Below are 13503 nucleotides of genomic sequence, written 5' to 3' on the forward strand. Positions count from 1 at the left end.
AGCCCCTTCACGATGACGTCACCCCGCGCCGAGTTCACTCCGCACATGGAGCACTACACCTTCGTCCTGGAGGACCAGCCCTATCTGGGGTACTTCCAGTACGGCAACGAGAAGACCCCCGTCTACACGACCGACCGGCACGGCTTCCGGGTCACCCCGGGCCCCGGCGGGCTCCGGGCGACGGTCGGCGACGACCGCCCCGACGGCCCGGTGCGGGTGCTCGCGGGCAGTTCCGCGGTCTTCGGTGTGGGCGCCACCGGTGACGCGGCCACGATCAGCGCGCGGCTGTGGAACGCCCACGCACCCCGGCTGCCCTGGCTGAACATCGCCGGGCAGAGCCACAACTCGGCCCAGGAACTGCTGCTGTTCACCCTGTTCCAGCACGAACTCCCGCCGGTCGAGGACATCGTGCTGCTCTCCGGGGTCAACAACCTGGTGCTCAGCCGGCTGCCCGAGGAGAAGCAGGGCCGGCACGGGGCCTTCTTCGACTGCGGGCCCGCCCCCGACGTCGTACCGCCGCCGGACCAGCGGGTCGCGCACGCCACCGAGTTGACGATCCGTCATCTGGGGGGATGGAAGCGGCTCGCGGACGCCCTGGGCGCCCGGCTGGTCTTCGCACTCCAGCCGCTCGCGCCCTGGGTGCGCGAGGAACCGCTGCCCCGCGAGCAGCTGCTCTTCGAGGAGCTGGACGAGGTGTCCAACTTTCGCCGGTTCCACAACGACATCTCCACCATGGCGGTGGGCCGCGCCTACGCGGACCGGCTGGCCGCCGGATGCGCCCGGCTCGACGTGCCGTTCCTGGACCTGAACGTGGCGCTGGCCGAGGCCGCCGGGCCGAAGGACTGGCTGTTCATCGACCGCGTGCACTGCACCGATCTGGGATACGACCTGGTGGCCCGGCAGCTGGCGGACCGCCTGGACCTGGTGTGAGGAGCCCCTCCATGCCCGACGACAGCAGCGCGGCGCCCGCGTCGGCAGTCCGCCGCCTCGCCTCCTGGCTGCGGCACCGGGGCCGCCCGGGACCCGCCCCCGACACCCCACCGCACCGGCCCGCCGACCGGCCCGCGCCGCCGTCCCGGCTGCGGCCGCAGCCCGAGGACGACGCCTCCGTCTACCCCCTGTTCTGAGATGGGGACCGGCAGGGGCGGTGCCCGCGCCGGCCGCTCGGGCCCCGGCGGCCCGGACGGCCCGGTCCTGGGCATCTCCGCCTACTACCACGACAGCGCGGCAGCCGTCGTGGCCGGCGGCACCCCGCTCGTGGCGGCCCAGGAGGAGCGGTTCACCCGGCGCCGCCACGACCCCGGCTTCCCCGCGCACGCCGTCGCCTGCTGCCTGCACGAGGCCGGGCTGCGCCTCGACGAGCTGGCGGCCGTGGCGTTCTACGAGGACCCGGCGGTGAAGTTCCGCCGGGTGCTGGCGACCTGGCTGGCCACCGCTCCACACGGCCTTCCCGTGTTCCGCCGGGCGTTCCCGCAGTGGGCCGGCTGGAAGCGGCGGGCCCTGGACGACGTAAGGGCGCGGCTGCGCGCCCTGGCGCCCGGACAGCAGCTGCCACCGGTGGTGGCGCACCGGCACCACGCCTCGCACGCCGCGTCGGCGTTCTTCCCGAGCCCGTACCCGTCGGCCGCGGTGCTGTGCGTCGACGGCGTGGGGGAGTGGGCCACGACGACGCTGTGGCACGGCCGCGGCACCGAGCTGGTCCCCCTCGCCGAACTGCGCTTTCCGCACTCCCTCGGCATGCTGTACTCGGCATTCACGTACTTCTGCGGCTTCAAGGTCGACTCGGGCGAGTACAAGCTGATGGGCCTGGCGCCGTACGGGACGCCGCGCTACGCGCCGCTCATCCGGGAGCGGCTGATCGACGTCAAGCCGGACGGCTCGTTCCGTCTGGACCTGCGTCACTTCACCTTCCAGTACGGGCAGACCATGGTCGGCCGGGCCTTCGAGGAGCTGTTCGACGGGCCGCGCCGGACACCGGAAGGCCCGCTCACCGAGCGGGAGTTCGACCTGGCGGCCTCCGTCCAGCAGGTGACCGAGGAGGTGATGCTGCGGCTGTCCCGGACGGCGCTGGAACGCACCGGGGAGCGACGGCTGTGCCTGGCCGGCGGTGTGGCGCTCAACTGCGTGGCCAACGGCCGGCTCCTGGCCGACGGGGTCTGCGACGAGCTGTGGGTCCAGCCGGCGGCCGGGGACGCGGGCGGCGCGCTCGGCGCGGCGCTGGCCGAGTCGCACCGCCGGGGAGCGCCCCGCCCCCATGTGGGGCGCGGCACGGATGCCATGGCGGGCGCGCTGCTCGGCCCCGGCTGCTCCGACCGGGAGACCGAGGAGTTCCTGACCCGGGCCGGATATCCCGCCGCGCGACTGCCGGAGCGGGAGTTGGTGGCGCGTGTCTCCGCGGAGCTCGCGGACGGAAAGGTGGTGGGCTGGTTCCAGGGACGGATGGAGTTCGGACCACGGGCGCTGGGCAATCGCTCCATCCTCGCCGATCCGCGCGATCCCGCCGTGCAGTCCACCCTCAACCTCAAGACCAAGTTCCGGGAATCCTTCCGCCCGTTCGCGCCCGCGGTGCGCGCCGAGGACGCCAAGGACTGGTTCGACCTGCCACAGGAGAGCCCGTACATGCTGCTGACCGCGCAGGTCGCCGCGGCACAGCGGCGGGAGTGCGGAGCCGCGGCAGACGGCGCGACGGGCCTGGACCTGCTGCGGGTGCCGCGCTCGACGATCCCGGCGGTCACCCATGTCGACGGCTCGGCCCGGGTGCAGACCGTCTCGGCCGAGCGCCACCCGCGCTTCCACGCGCTGCTCACCGCTTTCCGGGACCGCACGGGCTGCCCCGTGCTGGTGAACACCTCGTTCAACGTGCGCGGGGAGCCGATCGTGCGCGACGTCGAGGAGGCGTACGCCTGCTTCATGCGCACCCGGATCGATCTACTGGTCCTCGGCGACTTCCTGCTGGACAAGCGGGAGCAGCCCGAGTGGCGGGAGGAGGGCGACTGGCGTGCCGCGATCCCGATGGACTGAACGCCTGCGGCACCTGGCCCTGGCCGCGCTGTACTTCGCGCTGGTCACCCCGGCCGGGCTGTGCGCACGGGCGGTACGGGACCCGCTGCGGCGTTCCTGGGACCGCTCCCGGACGAGCTACCTGGACCGCCCGGCCCGTCCCCGCCGCCCCGTCGCAGCCTTCCGCCGGGCCCCTTGAGCGGACGGCGGGGTCGGCGGGCGGCCGCACACGTCCAGGAGGCCGCCGGCGAACGGCAGGACGGCACGGACCGTCGTGCATCGGGTGGTGCCCCGCGTGGCGCTGCGCGCGTGCACTCGCTCGCTCACCGGCCGTCCGGGCTCGTCGCCGACGTCACCACCACGCGGCGCGTACCGAGGACATGCACGCGCGAATCCGCCTCGGTGAATCCGCATGCCGTCGCCCAGCGGCTCGCCTCCTGCGCGGTGTGGGGCAGCGGCACATCACGGGCGAGGAGCCCCGAGAAGCGTTCCGACGGCCGGAAGTGCGTGGCCAGGGGCAGCGTGAAACCCACCCGGCCACCCGGACGCAGGGCACGCCGCCAGTCGGCCAGTGCCCGGCGCCCCAGGAAGTGCAGCGACGACGCGCAGAGCACGACGTCGAGGGAGCGATCGGCCACCGGCAGCGGTACGGCATCGGCGACCCGCCAGTCGATCGCCGTCTCCCGTTCCAGACCCGCGGCGCGGGCCCTGCCCACCGCGACCATCCCAGGAGACACGTCGACGGCCAGGACCGGCCGTGCGGTATCGGGCCGCCTCTGCGCGAGTTGCCGGGCGACGGCCCCCGCTCCGCACGCCACATCGGCGACCGCGTCCCCCGCACCAGGGGCCACCCACGCGATCAGAACCCGCGCGATCTCCTCGTGGTGCCGGTGGTCATAGCTATCAGCCAGCTCATCGAAGGCCCCGGCCAGAGTTACGCTCTGCGTCACCGGGCGATCTTAGACGCTGAGCCCCGGTGATCCGTTGACCAGTCCTCACTCCTGGGCCAGGACCTTGCCGGTCCGTGGGATCAAAGAGCGGAGCTTCTCGCGGGTCTCCGGGTCTGTCGAATAGACAATGGTCCCGATCATGCCCCGGGTCAGCAGCACCTTGTAGGTGTTGCGGACCAGCCGGCGCACGTCCGCGTCCGGGGTGGACTTGGTGAAGGAAGGGTCCTTGGATGCGGTGCGGTCCACGACCCAGCGGTCGGTCCGCCACACGAGGTCCGGTCCCATGATCACGCCCGACCAGTCGTACTCGAAGCCCTGCGCCGTGTACACGCACCCGACCTGTCCGAACCCCGCAGGGTCGGTGGCCCAGAGCGGCGCCGGCGGCGCACCGAGGAGGGCGCGGTCGCCGTAGAGGTTCCACGGCTTCGCCCAGTCACCGATGGTCACGTCGGCGGGCAGTGCGGACATGCTCGGAGTGATCTTCGTCGTCCACTTCCAGCAGTAGCCCGCGGACATGCGAGCGCCGAAGTTCTCGGCCCGTCGCGCGGCTAGGAAGTCTTCCAACTCCTGTGGACTGTCGGCGGTCAGCAGGTGCACCTTGGAATCCGGCTCCCACTCAACGGGACCGTCGCCTTCCAGCCCCAGCAAGCTGGTCACCCACCGCAGGTATGCGTCACTGCCACCGCAGCGGAACTGGCTGTCCAGTTCCACCACCGTGCACCCCAGCCCCTGCTCGGACGCGGCCTGCCGGATCTGTTCCACCGTTCCCATCTCGCCCGGACGCACCACCTGGTGCTGGTCCAGCAGGAACACCGGCACTCGGGCCGCGTCGATCAGCTCTGCCACCTGTGGGCGGCCGGTGCGCAGTGCTGCCTTGGTGTAGCGATTGGCGGATGTCTTGCGGAGGCGGTGCGCCTCGTCGCAGACCAGCACGTCGAGATCGTTGGGCTCGGCCTCCATGAAGCTGTTGAAATAGCGGAAGAGCCGCTGGACCTCGGGCTTCCGGGCGCCGGCGACCTTGCGCATCGTCTTGGTGAACGACTGCGACCCGGTGGCGTGCAGGGCCGGAACCCCGCGCCGGTAGAGATCGCCCAGCAGGGACAGTGCGATCACGCTCTTGCCGGAGCCCGGACCACCGGCCACCACAACGACCTGCTTGTGGTTGGAGCGGCGCGCCTGCCGCACTGCGGACATCACCGTCTCGTAGGCGAGCCGCTGCTCATCCAGCAGCACGAACTGTTCCCGACTGCGTACCTCTTCGGCAGCAACGGCCATGAGCTGCTTGGACGGCCGGACCTTGCCCTGGAGCAGGGCGTCGGCCGCGTCGGCGCCCGGCTTCGACGCCAGCCTCGAACGCAGGTAGCTCAGGAAGGCGCCGCGCTGATCGCCGGTGAACATCCGGCCCCGATGGTCCTCGGTGACGGCGCGCAACCCCGCCACCCCGAACTCGGTCGCGTTGTGCAGGTAGGCCACCCCCGCGACCGACTCCGGGATCCGCTCCAGTGCCCCGTTGAAGGACACCAGATAGTCGCAGTAGCCGCGTACTTGCTCGATCGGGTTCAGGACCGGCGCCGGGTAGGCAGGGATGCGGCAGCGCAGCGGGTCGTCGTCCTCCGGGTGAGCCTCGCTCCACTGCTTGAGTTCGACCACCACGTACGACGGCGCACCGGTGGCCGGATGCACGCCGGCGAGTATCACGTCCGCGCGCTTGCTGGTCAGCGGCAGCCCGTACTCCAGTAGCATTTCGACCTCGCCGAGACCGGCCTCCACCAACGCGTTGGTCAGCGCCGGGATGCTGCGCTCCCAGGAACGAACTTCCGCCGGCTGGGGCCGATGGTGATGCTTGTGCAGGAAGTTCGCTGTCAGGAGTTCCGTCAGCCGTCCTTCGAGGTGGGTGCGATCGGCCAACGATGCCGCGGACTCACGGAACAGCAAGAAAATGCCCCCAGGCAGCACGAAGTGACTCGTGCGGGTGGGGGCATGTCCTTCTGTTCCGCGGAAGCGGAGCGGAAGCCCGTCGGGCCGCTGAGATGATCCCAGCCATCCTAGAACAGGGGGGATCACGGGCCCAGTGTGCAGGGGTAAGAGGCGGCGGGGCGCCCCTACGCCGATGAGCTGCAAGCCAGGCTGTCGCTGACGGCATCCGCACGTGAGGCGGGCAACGATGAACTGGTCGCCACCGCCGGCCTGCACGGTTCTCCCCCGGAGGACAGCGTCCTCTGGAGCGGTGACTCAATGAAGGGCATGCACCCGGCTGTCAAAGGGTGTTGTGCAGATGACGACCGAGTGAGCCGGCGAAAAACCAGCAGCATGTGCAAGACGTGTGACGGTATTTGATGAGCTGGTTGCGCGGCGGCCGGTGTGGAAGCGCCTCTGTCATGCGGAGCACCTAGGATCAATGGTTGGCGTGTGAGTGCTGATGGGCCGAGGGGGTACACCGGCCGTGACAGAGTCAACGGACGACTGAGGCGACGGACGGCTAAATGGCGCGGGATTACGACAGTCAGCTACTGGAGTCGGTGGCGGTCCGCCGGCGCAGGATGCGGGACGCCCTGTTGTTCGGCGCGCAGCGGGGGCGGCGCATGGCGGACGAGCGGCTCGGGAAGGTGTTCGCGGGGATCGCCATCACGGCTGTTCTGTGTGCGGGGTGCGTCGGGTGGTCTTTCCTTCAGCACACCCTGGCGACGCAGAAGGCCGAGCAGGAGAAGCAGCAGCGTCAGGTGCAGCCGTACGGGCAGCCGACGAAGTCAGCGAACCCTTAGAAATTCACAGGTTCGGAAATGTCTTGCCATGCGATATTGCCGGGAAATCGCGAGGAGTTCGCCGTAACAACAGAAGGGTTGTCTGAAAAGGGGCTGGACAGAAGTTGGCGGTATGGGCATGCCCAGCTGACCCGAGAGTTCCCAAGTCCGCGATGATAGGTTCCCGTAAGTGGTGAGCAGAGCAACGACTTCCCAGGCGCAGCTGAGCCGAGTGACCTTGGTCGGTGAGCGACGCCGGGCCGACATCGTCCTGTTTTCCGACACACCCATAGGACAACTGCTACCGGATATCCAGGAGTTGCTGGATGACCGCCCCGCATCGCGCCCGATGTCGAGGCAGTTGATCACCTCCGATGGCTCCGTCCTGCCGCACGACAGCACGCTGGCGTCGGCCGGGATTGCCGATGGCGCCGTGCTCCGGCTCGTCAGGACGCACTCTGCGCCGCCTGCTCCCGTAGTGCACGATGTCACCGACCAGGTGGCCGACGACCTCGACCTGCGGGCCTGGCGCTGGCGCCCCGCCGCGCGCCGGGCCAGCGCGGGCGTGGCGACCGTCGCCTTCACGGTGATCGCCGCTCTGCTCGCCCGTCGTGAGTTCGCGCTCGACGCTCTGGTCGCCGTGCTCTCGGCTGTCTCGCTCATGCTCCTGGCGTGCGGTGCGCTCGTCGCCAAGATCGGGCAGGGAAACCGGGGTCTGGCGACCGCGCTCCTGCTCGCCTCCGGCGGGCTGGGCCTCCTCACTGCGTGGACGGCCGCCGACGCGTTCCAATGGTCGGGTATCGCGCGATTCGCCGCCGTCGCAGGTGCGTTGGCCCTGACGCTTGTGTTCCTCGGATATTTCTCGCCGCTCGGCAAGGGCGGGCTCGTGGGCGCCGTGACCACCGCCACGATCGCCGCCGTGTGGGAGGTGGTCGCCGCCGTTCAGAGTGATCCGGCCCGGCTCGGCGCCGTGATGGCTGTCTTCTCTCTGGTGGTGCTCGGCGTGCTGCCGCGGCTGGCCCTGATGGCGTCGGGGCTCACCGCGCTCGACGACCGTCGCTCGGGCGGGTCCTCGGTCAGCCGTCATCAGGTGGGTACTGCGCTCGCGGCGACGCACCGTGGCCTTGCCCTGTCGACGACCGTCACCGCGGTCTCGGCGGCCGCCGCCGGCTGGCTGCTCACCTCGGCCGAGAAGCCGACCGTATGGACCGTGGTGCTGGCCTCGCTCGTGGTCATGGTGCTGGTGTCCAGGGCGCGGGCCTTCCCGCTGGTCGCCGAGGTCATCGTGCTCTTCGCTGCCGCGTCGTGCCTGGTCGTGCGCCTGGTGATGTGGTGGATGGAGCACGCCGGGGGCGCCGGGCCGCTTGTCGTGCTGTGTGCGGCCGCGGTGCTGCCGCTGGTCGTTTTGGCGGTGCAGCCGCCCGAGCATGTGCAGGTCAGGCTGCGGCGAGTGGCCGATCTGGTCGAATCCATCGGCATGGTGGGGCTTTTCCCGCTCGCCTTTGGGGTGTTCGGTGTGTACGGGCAGCTGCTCCATCAGTTCTGAGTCGAAGCGCGGGCGCTCCGGGCGGGGCAGCAGCGGGGGAGAAGGGCAGGCATGCCGAACGGAGACGACTGGCAGGGCGATGTGCTGCGCGACCTGAGAGGCGGCGCCCAGCAGGGCGCGCAGGGCTCCGGCGGGCACGCCTCCGCGCCCGTCCCGGGTCTCCCTGGGCAGAGTGCCCAGGCGCCGGACGCCGCCCTGGTGGGAGGCGCGCCCCGGCAGACCGAGTACAGGGGACAGACGCAGCCGGGTCCGGCCGCGTACGCCCAAGGCCGCCGCCTCCACAGCGCTCCCGAGTCCCGGCCCGTGGTGGACGAGGGGCTGGCCGGCGCGGTGCGACGCAAGCCGCAGCACGGCGAGTCCTTCGCCGCGCGGGCCGCACGCGCCCTGCGCCGTACGCTTTCCTCGTCAGCCGCGCGCGAGGTCGCCGAGATCACCCGCACCGCCGAGGTGCTCCAGCAGCCCGTGACGACCGGCCGGCAGATTGCCGTCACCTCCATCCGGGGCGGCGCCGGTAAGTCGACCGTCGCCGCGCTGCTCGGCACCACGTACGCGCACTACCGGCAGGACCCGGTCCTTGTCCTGGAGGCCGATCCGGCGCTCGGCTCGTTGCCTCTGCGGCTCGGTGCGAAAACCCGGCGCTGGACCACCAGCGATATCGCGGACATCGTCACGCCGGACATGTCGCTGCTCGATGTCACCGGTTACCTTGTCCAGCTCCCCGACAATGCCTGGCTGTTGCCCGCGAGCAGGGGCGAGATCGGTGTGATGCTGGACAGTCGGGCTTACGAGCGGGCCGTGGTCGCGCTGCGCCGCTACTTCGGTGTGATGGTCATAGACTGCGAGACGCTGCCCGCCGAAGTCGGCCGGGTGGCACTCGCCGCCGCCCATGGCCGCGTTCTGACCACACCGGCCACGCTGGAAGGCGTCACCAGTACGTACTCGGTGCTCCAGTGGATGCAGGGGCTGCCCCGGCAGGTGATCGCCGGCACGGTCGTCGTGCTCACCGAATTGGTGCCCCACTCCGGACTCGACCTCGACGAGGCAGCCCGGAAACTCAAGTCCACCGGGGCAGACGTGCAGGTGCTGCCGTACGACCGGCACTTGGCAGCCGGCGGCCCGCTCCAGAGCGCATTGCTCGCTCACCCGACGAGGCAGGCCGCCACCCGCCTCGCTGCACGTGTCTTCCAGCTCTCCCAGACACGTCACTGACCAGTTACCGACCAGAAGCCGAGCCCGATCGTGAATGACGGACGACGATGACTACCCGATTGATCCACCGCCCGGCCAGGACGACCAGGCCGCCGACCGCCTCTGAGGCGCGCATCATTGAGGCCCCACCCAACCTCCCCGAGGGAAAGTCGGGCAACATCGCGATGTCGCTGTTGCCCGTCGCCGGTGTCATGTCGTCCGTGGTGATGATGACGGTCGTGCGCAACAGTCAGTTCGCCGGGCTCGGCGCGATCATCCTCGTGGTCACTGTCATCGGGTCCGTCGCCCTCGTCTTCTCGCAGCGGGGCAAGGCCCAGCGCACCCGGCGCACCCAGCGCGAGGCATATCTCTCCTATCTGGAGGATCTGCGTGAGGAGCTCGCTGTCCAGGAGCGCGAGCGGCGCGAGCGCGCCGAGGTCCTCAACCCGCCGCCGTCCGCTCTCTACGACATCGTGCGCGATCCGGCTCGCCTATGGGAGCGCCGCCGGGTCGACGGCGACTTCCTGCGCGTGCGTGTCGGCACCGGTGAGATGCCCGTACGGGACTTGCAGATCGCTCAGCAGGGCTCATCGGTCCTCACCCCGCCCGACCGTTTCATGCTCAACGAGGCGTCGGCGCTGATGGCCCGTTTCCGTACCGGCACCGAACTCCCCCTGACCGTCCCGCTCGACCGGGTCGGCAACATCAGCGTCATCGGCCCGCGCGAGGACTGTTTGCGCGTCGCGCGCGGCCTGCTCATCCAGGCTGCCGCCCTGCACGCCCCTGACGACGTGGCGATGGCTCTCGCCGTCCCCGGGGACCGGCTCGACGACTGGGAGTGGGCCAAGTGGATGCCGCATCTGCTCGACACCGAGCAGCTCGACGGCCCTGTTGCCGCTCGCCGTATCGCCCCCTCCGCTCCCCAGCTCGCCCGGCAGCTCGGCCCCGAACTGCGCCGCCGCGCCTCCTATGCGGCCGAGGTGCGCCGCGGCCTGTCCGGCCAGGGCGCCCTGTCCATGACGTCCCGGCTGCTCGTCGTCGCCGACGGACACGGCGAGGACGCCGTCGACCTGCCGCGTCCCGATGAGGCGGTCGGCCTGCGGGAGATGGGTGTCACCGTCCTGCACCTGCTTCAGCAGCGGGTCCAGGAGCCGGGGCAGGTCGGCGTCCGGATCACTGTCGACGGCGACCAGGTGCTGATCGAGGACCTGCGCGAGCAGGAGCCGGTCGGCGCCCACGGCACCGTGGACGAGGTCAGCATCCGATTCGCCGAGGGCCTGGCCCGGATGCTGGCGCCGCTGCGCCTGTCCGCCGAGTCACTCGTCGACGCCCCCTTGTCCGGCCCCGTCGACTTCGCCGACCTGCTCGGCATCGACGACATGGCGCGGCTCGACGTGTCGCGGCTGTGGGCGCCGCGCGGCGAACGGGCCTTCCTGCGCGTACCGATCGGCATCAACGACTCCCACGAGCCGGTGCTGTTGGACCTGAAGGAGTCCTCCGAGCTCGGCATGGGCCCGCACGGCCTGTGCGTCGGTGCCACCGGCTCCGGGAAGTCGGAACTCCTGCGCACCCTCGTCCTCGCCCTGGTGGCCACTCACCCACCCGAGGACCTCGCCCTGGTCCTCGTCGACTACAAGGGCGGGGCGACCTTCGCGCCGTTCGCGAACCTGCCGCACGTCGCCGGTGTCATCACCAACCTGGAAAACCAGGCCGGCCTCGTCGAACGCGTCCACGCCTCGCTCGCCGGCGAGGTCAAACGCCGCCAGCAGGTCCTCAAGGACGCCGGAAACATCGCCGACATCGGCCACTACGCTGCGCTGCGCGCCAGTCACCGGCCCGACCTGGACCCGCTGCCGCACCTCTTCGTAGTCATCGACGAGTTCGGTGAACTGCTCACCGCCAAGCCGGACTTCATCGACCTGTTCCTGTCCATCGGCCGCATTGGCCGCTCCATCGGGGTGCACCTGCTGCTGTCCAGCCAGCGCATCGAGGGCGGCAACCTCAAGGGCCTGGACACCTACCTCTCGTACCGGCTCGGCCTGCGTACCTTCTCCGCCGAGGAATCCCGTACGGTCCTGGACACCACGGACGCTTTCCACCTGCCGCCGCTGCCCGGATTCGGCTACCTCAAGGTCGACACCAGCCACTACGACCGCTTCAAGGCGAGCTATGTCTCGGGCGCCTATCGCGGCCCCGTGCAGCGCGGAGACGAGGAGGACACCGGGCCTCTTGCCCTCCCCTACGAGACCTTCAACGCCACGGCCGGTGCGGAGGATTCGGGCGCGCAGGAGCCGACGGTGCGGCGCCGCGAGACCGGACCGACCGAGCTGGGCGTCATGGTCGAGCAGTTGGCGAACGCCGCCGGTTCGGTGCGCCGCATCTGGCTGCCCCCGCTGCCGGACGCGGTCGCCCTGGACACCGTCGCCGGACCGTTGGACGTCGGCCGGCGCGGGATGCAGCTCGCGGGGCGGCGCGGCCCTCTTGAGGTACCGCTCGGGCTGCTCGACGATCCGGCCAAGCAGTGGCAGGGCAGGTGGTACCTCGACCTCACGGTGGCGGGCGGCCACGCCGCCGTCATCGGCGGCCCGCAGTCCGGCAAGACGACGCTCCTGCGCACCCTCGTCCTCTCGCTCGCCCTGACCCATACCCCCCAGGAGGTCGGCATCTACGGCCTCGACCTGGTAGGCGGCGGCCTGGCGGCCCTGTCGGGCCTGCCGCACGTCGGCGGCATCGCGGGCCGCGCCGACCGCGAGCGCGCGGCCCGCACCGTCGAAGAAGTACGCACCATGCTCGCGACCAGGGAGGACCTCTTCCGCGAGCACGGCATCGACTCCGTCGAGCAGCTGCGCGGCCTGCACGCGGCAGGCCGGCTGCCCCAGCTGGCATCCGCCGAGATCGTGCTCGTCATCGACGGCTTCGGCGCGCTGCGCGACGACTTCGAGGACCTGGACGACGACATCGCCGACATCCTCAAACGAGGCGGCGGTTACGGCATCCACGTCGTCGCGGGCATGCTCCGCTGGAACGACGTCCGCATCGCCGTCCAGTCCAACTTCGGCACCCGCGTCGAGCTGCGACTGAACGACCCCAGCGAGTCCTGCATCGACCACAAACTCGCCGCGACGCTCGTCCCCGACGAGCCCGGCCGCGTCCTGACCGACGGCAAGCTCTTCGCACAGGGCGCGCTGCCCCGTACGGACGGGCTCGCCGACGCCGCGGACATGGGGGCGGTCCTGGAGCGAGCGGCGCGGACGATCCGCGCCACCTGGAGCGGCGAGGTCGCCCGGCCGGTACGGGTGCTGCCGCACCTCCTGGAGCCGCACCTCCTGCCGGGGCCGGTCGCCGAACCCAAGCGCGTGCCGATCGGCTTGGACCAGACAGCGCTCGCACCTGTTCTGCTCGACCTGTTCCAGCATGACCAGCACCTGCTGATCATGGGTGACAGCGAGTGCGGCAAGACGAATCTCCTGAAGGCCGTCGCAGGCGGCCTCATCGAGCGCTACAGCGAGGACGAGCTGGTCTTCGCCGTCATGGACCCCCGGCGCAGTCTGCGCGGCGCGGTCCCCGAGGAGTTCAACGGCGGCTACGCGTACAACGCCAAGCTGTGCGCGGGTCTCGCCGCCGGTATCGCCACCGAATTGGACAAGCGGCTGCCCGATGACAGCGCCCGCCTCGAGGACCTGGAGCCCGGCAGCTGGGGCGGCGGTCCACGGATCGTGGTCCTCGTCGACGACTACGACGTGCTCACCACCGCCGGCCAGGAACCGCTGGCCCCGTTCCTGCCGTACATCCCGGCCGCGGTCGACATCGGACTCCACTTCGTCCTGACGCGCCGCGTCGCAGGCGCCTCACGCGGCATCTACGAGCCCCTGGTGCAGGGCCTGCGCGAGTCGGGAGCCTCGGCGCTCCTCATGGCGGGGGACCGCAGCGAGGGTCAGCTGTTCCCCGGCGTGTACGCCTCCCAGCAGCCGGCCGGCCGCGGCGTCCTCCTCCGTAGGGGCCAGACCAACCGCTTGATCCAGACCGTGTACTCCCCTGAGTGATACGGGTCGGAGCTCCCCCTATCACTCAGGCCACG

The 13503-nt window shown here is 70.7% G+C and carries 10 protein-coding genes; 8 read left to right on the forward strand and 2 right to left on the reverse strand.

The window, feature by feature from the left end:
• Positions 1-12: 12 nt before the first annotated feature.
• The 4 genes from BKA18_RS28140 to BKA18_RS28155 are packed head-to-tail and all read left to right on the forward strand — an operon-like array spanning position 13 to position 3199.
• Positions 13-930: an SGNH/GDSL hydrolase family protein gene (locus BKA18_RS28140; RefSeq protein WP_366046572.1), complete on the forward strand. Its 918-nt coding sequence runs from the start codon at positions 13-15 to the stop codon at positions 928-930.
• Positions 931-941: 11 nt separating this feature from the next.
• The gene (locus BKA18_RS28145) at positions 942-1127 is read left to right on the forward strand and encodes a hypothetical protein (RefSeq protein ID WP_366046573.1); all 186 of its coding nucleotides are present in this window, start codon (positions 942-944) and stop codon (positions 1125-1127) included.
• Between the two features lies 1 nt (position 1128).
• Complete coding sequence (locus BKA18_RS28150) at positions 1129-3021, forward strand: carbamoyltransferase family protein (protein WP_366046574.1); 1893 nt, start codon at positions 1129-1131, stop codon at positions 3019-3021.
• Entirely contained in the window at positions 2999-3199 is a 201-nt protein-coding gene (locus BKA18_RS28155; RefSeq protein ID WP_366046575.1) for a hypothetical protein, read from the forward strand. Before BKA18_RS28150 ends, BKA18_RS28155 begins: the two co-directional genes overlap by 23 nt.
• Before the next feature lie 124 nt (positions 3200-3323).
• Here BKA18_RS28155 and BKA18_RS28160 read toward each other — a convergent pair whose 3' ends face one another.
• Complete coding sequence (locus tag BKA18_RS28160) at positions 3324-3950, reverse strand: class I SAM-dependent methyltransferase (RefSeq protein ID WP_366046576.1); 627 nt, start codon at positions 3948-3950, stop codon at positions 3324-3326.
• 45 nt (positions 3951-3995) lie between these two features.
• Entirely contained in the window at positions 3996-5885 is a 1890-nt protein-coding gene (locus BKA18_RS28165; RefSeq protein WP_366046577.1) for a DNA/RNA helicase domain-containing protein, read from the reverse strand.
• A 548-nt stretch (positions 5886-6433) separates the two neighbouring features.
• Here BKA18_RS28165 and BKA18_RS28170 point away from each other — a divergent pair.
• The 4 genes from BKA18_RS28170 to eccCa all read left to right on the forward strand — a co-directional run bounded on the left by BKA18_RS28170 (position 6434) and on the right by eccCa (position 13468).
• Positions 6434-6712: a hypothetical protein gene (locus tag BKA18_RS28170; protein ID WP_366046578.1), complete on the forward strand. Its 279-nt coding sequence runs from the start codon at positions 6434-6436 to the stop codon at positions 6710-6712.
• Positions 6713-6881: 169 nt separating this feature from the next.
• Positions 6882-8237 carry a type VII secretion integral membrane protein EccD gene (eccD, locus tag BKA18_RS28175; RefSeq protein WP_366046579.1) on the forward strand — a complete coding sequence of 452 codons (1356 nt, stop codon included), beginning with the start codon at positions 6882-6884 and terminating at the stop codon, positions 8235-8237.
• A gap of 51 nt (positions 8238-8288) precedes the next feature.
• A complete protein-coding gene (locus BKA18_RS28180) occupies positions 8289-9446 on the forward strand; it encodes a MinD/ParA family ATP-binding protein (protein ID WP_366046580.1) in 1158 nt (385 codons plus the stop codon).
• Positions 9447-9493: 47 nt separating this feature from the next.
• On the forward strand, positions 9494-13468 hold the full coding sequence (eccCa, locus tag BKA18_RS28185; RefSeq protein ID WP_366046581.1) for a type VII secretion protein EccCa: 3975 nt from the start codon (positions 9494-9496) through the stop codon (positions 13466-13468).
• The last annotated feature ends 35 nt before the right edge of the window (positions 13469-13503 follow it).

This window comes from Streptomyces auratus, from assembly GCF_050433025.1.
GTDB classification, from domain to species: domain Bacteria; phylum Actinomycetota; class Actinomycetes; order Streptomycetales; family Streptomycetaceae; genus Streptomyces; species Streptomyces sioyaensis.